This is a genomic window from Roseiarcus sp. (assembly GCF_052145395.1).
GTDB lineage: Bacteria > Pseudomonadota > Alphaproteobacteria > Rhizobiales > Beijerinckiaceae > Roseiarcus.
Map to the genome: position 1 here is coordinate 1 of NZ_JBKQOT010000366.1, position 5,354 is coordinate 5,354.

Genomic DNA, 5,354 nt, shown 5'->3' on the forward strand with positions numbered 1-5,354 from the left:
GGCATATCGACCGGCATGAGCAGGAACGCCTCCATCTCCGCAGGCAGCCCGGCGACGCCTGTCTGCACGCTGGACATCACGCCGCCCTCGAAATCCGCATTATGCGCGATCGTCACGCCGAGGCGGCAAAGCTCAGGCGCGAGCGCCTCGGCCTTGAAGCCCGTGACCACGTGGATGCGTGCGACTCCCGCCCCTCTCAGGTTGGCGACGACCCAGCCGATCACCGTCTCTTCGCCGAACGGCAGCAGCGGCTTGAATTCGCCCATGCGCGACGACCGGCCGGCGGCGAGCACGATCGCCGCCACGGCGGAGCGGAAGGCGAGGCCGGGCATGGCTCAGTCGTCCTCCCACCGCGCCGGCGCGGGCCCTCCCGGATTCACCCGGTTCTTCTCCAGGATCTCCTTGATCTTCAGCCAGCTGTCGAGGATCACGCCGGGGCAGCGCTCGGCCTTGAGGGCGGTGTCGAAACCGATCACGTCCTTGCAATCGATCCCGCCGTATTTTTCCGTCATCGCGCGCTCGAACCAGCCGGAGAACTCTTCGATCATCACGTCGAAGCGCGGATACACGGGCTCGCTCTCGTCGGCGCGGCCGCCGTAGAAGCCGAGGACGCAGCACCCGCCGGTCAGGCAGCCGCAATTGAATCCGCGGCCCATGCCGACGGCAAGGCCGGACATCGCGCGCACGAGGTCGGGATTGTCTCGGCCCACGGCTTCGAGCGCCAACTTTGCGAGAATGTGGCCGCAGGTGTCGCCCTCGAGCATGAGCTCCGCGATGCGGAAGGATTCGTCAGCCATGGCGAGCCTTTTCGAAATGACCAGCCGGCTTCAATGCGGCGATAAGACAGTAGCCGGGTCGTGACCGGCCGAGCGTCGCGGGGTCGACCGCTCCGTCGCAAAGCGCGTCGAGCGAGCCATGCGCGAAGATGAATTCCGCGACCCAGCGCCTCAAAACCTCGGAGCGGCCTTCGAAGCGCTCGATCTGGAAGCCGGCCGCGGCGATGGTGAGCTCGAGCCCTTCGCGGGTCGGGAGCCTCGCGGTCTCGGCGCCGGCGCGGCCGTAGACGTCGCTCAGCGCAAGGCGGCCGCCGGGCTTCAGCGCCCGGGCCCATTCGGCGAGCGCCGCTCCGCGATTGGGCAAAACCGACAGCACGCATTCGGCAAGCACGCCGTCGAGGCTTTGGTCGGCAAACGGCAGCCGAGCCGCGTCGGCGGCGACGAACGGCGCCGCGCGGGGGCTGGCTTGGACGTCGACGTCGACGCCGACGGCCGCGACGCCGCGCCGGACAAGGAGCCGCGTCGAGGCCCCGAGCCCGCAGCCGACGTCCGCCACTCGGTGGCCCGGCCGGAATCCGGCGAGGCCGATCAGTTCTTCGGTGAGCGCGAGGCCGCCTGGCCGCAGCGGCGAGCCCTCGAGGTCTGCGAGACGCCAGCAGCCGGAAAGCGCTTCGCCGGGTTGCATCGCCGGGCGCATCACTTGTCCTCCAGGGCCTGCTCGACCTTCAGCATGCGGCCGAGCGCAAGCTCCTCCGAGACGTAGACGAATCCGCAGGACGGGCAGCGCGGCAACTCGACCGGAAAGCGCTGGCCGAGATAGGAGGCTTCGACCTTGCCCATCTCCAGAGGCCGGTCGCAGGCGGCGCAAACGAGGCCTGCCGGATCGAAGGGATGCGCCGTTTGGGGCGGCCCGGTCACGGTTTCGCCTCGACCTGCATGCGATGGCCCCAGGCGCGGTGCAGGACAAGGCCCTGCTCTGTCTTTTCGTATTCGGCCCAGCAGGTGAACTCGCCGATCCGGAGCGTGGCGATCGAGCGGCCGGTCGCCTTGTCCATCAGCTTCCGGCCGGTCTTCTCGGCCTCGCCGACCGCGCGCGCGACGTCCTCGACGAGAATCAGCTTGCGCTCCATGTCGGCGCGCACTTCGTCGGGGATGACGAGTTCGAGTTCGGGTTGCGGCTCGCTCATGTCCTCTCCCCAGACCTCGCGCAGCATGCGCGCCTTGAGCCGGACCCGGTTGTCGCGCCGTCGCGAGAAGCCGGGATCGGGCCGGGCGGCCGGATCGCCGCCGTCTGGCAAGGCGAATATAAGGTCGAGAAGGTGGATCGCGCGCTTGCCGCGCCGCGCGAAATTGTCGCGGCACATCGCGCAGTAGGTGAGATAATCGGCGCCGCTCTCGCCGATGCGGCGGTCGACGATCTTGTCCGCGACTTCCGGGTTGGCGAAGGACGCCAGCCCGCCAAAGCCGCAGCAGGTCGTCAGCTCCGCGCCGCCGAGCTCGCGGACGTCGGTGCCGAGGCCGGCCGCGAGCGCGCGCACCACGCGCTGCGCCTCGACCGCGCGCCGGCCCGTGCAAGGATCGTGAATAGCGAGCGGGCCCGCGACCCGTGACCTCTCGCCCTCCGGCCAGCCGATCTCGGCGAGGACCGTCCAAAGCGAGCGCGCTTTCATCTCCGGCAGGAACTCGCCGAGCGTCTTGAGGCAGCTCGAGCAAGCGGTGATGATCTCCGGCTCCCCCAGGTTGCGCCAGGTTTCGCGCAGAGCCATCGTCACCTCTTCGTGCAGGCCGCGGCGGCCGCTCCACATCGCCGGCGCGCCGCAGCAGTCGACCATCAGGCCGACGCCGCCCGGAAGTCTCGCCGCGAGATGAGCGTAGACGCGCTCGACATGCCAGGGCGACGACGCGGCGAGCTGGCAGCCGGGAAAGAAGGCGACTGCGCTCCTGACGAAGCCCGGCTGCGAGCGTGCGAAGGCGGCGGCTTTCGACCGGCTGTGCGCCATGTCACGTAGCGCGAAGTCGTGGTGCGAGGCCGGCATGTGGCCGCTGTCGACCATGTCGCGGCGCGCCTCGAGACACACCTCACCCATGCTCAGATCGTTGGGACAGAGCGTGTCGCACAGCCCGCACAGCGCGCAGCTGTCGATCATCCGATTGGCCTTGCGGTTCCCGAGCACGATGCTGAGGTTGTTGTAGATGTCGCGCACGTAGCGCTTCGGATACAAGCCGTAGTGCTTCAGGTATTCGCACGCCTTGACGCATTCGAGGCAGCGGCAGGGGAAGCATCGGGCCGCCTCGGCGATCGCCTCCTCGCGGCTGTAGCCGCGCTCGGGCTCGGCAGGCGTCGGGGGGGGAGCGGGGGCGTGTGCGGCGACGTTGACGTAGAGACAGGTGCCGCCGCCGGCCTCGTCCGTCCGGCTCGCCGTCAGCGACGCGCCTTGGAGCAGGCGGTCGATCGACAGCGCCGCGCGCCGCCCGTCGAAGGCGGAGCCAATCGGCGAATAGGGCGCCTCCTGGCCGCGGGCGCCGAAAACCTTGGGGTTGCTGGCGACCAGAGTTTCCGGATCGATGGCGAGGGCGCCCTCCGGCGTGAGCTGCAGGTCGGCGGCGAAGGTCCATGAGGGACCCGCCCCGGTCGCCACGAGGACGGCGTCATGATCGGCGATGAGCGCCGACAGCGCGGGCCGCCCCAAGGCGCCGATTCGCGTGTCGCACTCTATGGCGACGCCGAGCGCAGCGAGAGCCGCCACGTCGGCGTCGATGGCCGAGTGCGGCAGGTCGGCGGGATAGCGGCCCGCAAGGCGCGGCAGCGGGCGCGCCTCGGCCTCGAAAACCGTAACAGCCCCCCCTTTCATCGCGAGGTCGAAGGCGGCGGTGAGCCCGGCGATCCCGGCGCCGACGATCGCGACGTGCTTAGGCTTGCGCGCCGGCTGCGGCGCGCGGCGGATGGTCGCGTAGGCCTCGCCCACGAGCGCGCGCTCGAGCGCCGCGATCCGGATCGCGCCGCCCGCCTCGCCCCTGCGGCACGCCGATTCGCATGGGTGGTCGCAGATCCGGCTGAGCACAGCCGGCAACGGGATGGAATGGGCGTAGATCGCGCAGGCCGCGGCGAAGTCGCCGGTTTTGAGCTTTTCGACCATCGCGCGGACGTCGACGCGCAGAGGGCACGCGGCCATGCACGCCGGCGGCTGCTCCTCGATGCAGCGGGCTTCCCATTGCTTGACGCGTTGACCATCCATTTCCGGGGTCCGGGAAATAAGGCCCCGCGGCGGTCGGCGCCGTCTGCGGGGCGCCGAGTGGGACGCGCTTAGGGCCGAGCGCGTCCCACTCGGATTCCTTCGGCGGGCTCAGGCGAGCGCGCCGAAGGCTGTTCTCATCACGCCGCGTGCGGCAGGCGCTTCTTGTCGTCGAGTCCCTTCTTGATCGACTCCGGCAGCGCCGGCACCTTGAAGATGCGGACGCCGCAGGCGTTGTAGATCGCGTTGAGAATCGCCGGATGCGGGGCGGTCAGCGGCGCTTCGCCGACGCCCGCCGCGCCGAACGGACCGTCCGCCCGCGGCGTCTCGAGATACAGGATCTCGATGTCGTCGGGGACGTCCTTCGGATAGGGGATGCCGCAGTCGAGCAGGTTCGTGTGCACCTCCAGATCGTCGAAGTCCTCGGTGAGGGCCAAACCTATGCCTTGCGCCAGACCGCCGTAGATCTGGCCGTCGACTGTGGCGCGGTTGATGATCGTGCCCACGTCCACTGCGGTCGTGAACTTCACCACCTTGGCCTCGCCCGACTCCATGTCGACCTCGACCTCCGGCATGAAGACCTCGTACATGTAGACCGGGAACGGCGCGCCCTGGCCGGTCTCCGAGCTGCACGCCGAGCAGGCCGCGGCGACCCACTTGCCGTCGTAGACGAGCGGGATCTTTTCCTCGACCATTTCGGCGTGGGTCCGATAACCGCCGCCCGGCTTGCGCATCGCGCTGAGCAGCATTTCCGCCGCCACGCGGGTGGCGTTGCCAGTGAACACGTTGGAGCGGCTGCCGCCCGCCGGACCGGAGTTCGGCAGAATGGTGTCGTTCATCACCAGCTTGATCTGCTCCGGCTTGAACCCGGCCGCGCGGAGCACCTCATGCGCCATGGTCAGCGAGCCGAGGTCGGCGCCCTGGCCGTGATCTTCCCACGTGCTGTAGACGGTGACGCCGGCCGGGGTCAGCTCGACGCGCGCCTCCGAACTGTCGGGACCGTCGAGTCCGCAGCCGTAGATGCCGAGCGAGAGCCCGACGCCGCGCTTCTTCTCATCGGTCGAGAGTTCCGCGCAACGCTTCTTGGCCTCGTGGTACTTCGGCCGCATCAGGTCGAAGAGCTTGCTCAGCACCAGAACGTCGGGCTTCTGCCCGGTCGGCGTGGTCGAGGCGTCGTTGTAGAGGTTCTTGTACCGGAACTCGAACGGGTCTTCGCCCATTTTCTCGGCCAGCATGTCCATGGCGATCTCGGAGGCCAGGAACGACTGCGGCGAGCCGTAAGCGCGGAACGCCGATCCCCACGCATGGTTGGTGGCGATCGTGCGGCCGTGGCCGCGGATGTTCT

The 5,354-nt window shown here is 69.2% G+C and carries 6 protein-coding genes; all 6 read right to left on the reverse strand.

Annotated elements, in window-relative coordinates; translation table 11 throughout:
• The coding region (locus tag ACLP25_RS12280) for a nucleotidyltransferase family protein (protein ID WP_442469476.1) at nt 1-332 on the reverse strand (332 nt) is incomplete at its 3' end.
• A gap of 3 nt (nt 333-335) precedes the next feature.
• A complete protein-coding gene (locus ACLP25_RS12285) occupies nt 336-797 on the reverse strand; it encodes a DVU_1555 family C-GCAxxG-C-C protein (protein WP_442469477.1) in 462 nt (153 codons plus the stop codon).
• A complete protein-coding gene (trsM, locus tag ACLP25_RS12290; RefSeq protein WP_442469478.1) occupies nt 790-1,473 on the reverse strand; it encodes a DVU_1556 family methyltransferase in 684 nt (227 codons plus the stop codon). Before trsM ends, ACLP25_RS12285 begins: the two co-directional genes overlap by 8 nt.
• Nucleotides 1,473-1,694, reverse strand: coding sequence for a DVU_1557 family redox protein (locus ACLP25_RS12295; RefSeq protein WP_442469479.1), 222 nt, complete (start codon nt 1,692-1,694; stop codon nt 1,473-1,475). The genes trsM and ACLP25_RS12295 overlap by 1 nt, the downstream gene beginning before the upstream one ends.
• Nucleotides 1,691-4,012 (reverse strand): pyridine nucleotide-disulfide oxidoreductase/dicluster-binding protein, encoded by a 2,322-nt coding sequence (locus ACLP25_RS12300; protein ID WP_442469480.1) that lies wholly within the window; start codon nt 4,010-4,012, stop codon nt 1,691-1,693. The genes ACLP25_RS12295 and ACLP25_RS12300 overlap by 4 nt, the downstream gene beginning before the upstream one ends.
• A gap of 137 nt (nt 4,013-4,149) precedes the next feature.
• Nucleotides 4,150-5,354 (reverse strand): xanthine dehydrogenase family protein molybdopterin-binding subunit (locus tag ACLP25_RS12305; RefSeq protein ID WP_442469481.1); only part of this gene is annotated, 1,205 nt, incomplete at its 5' end.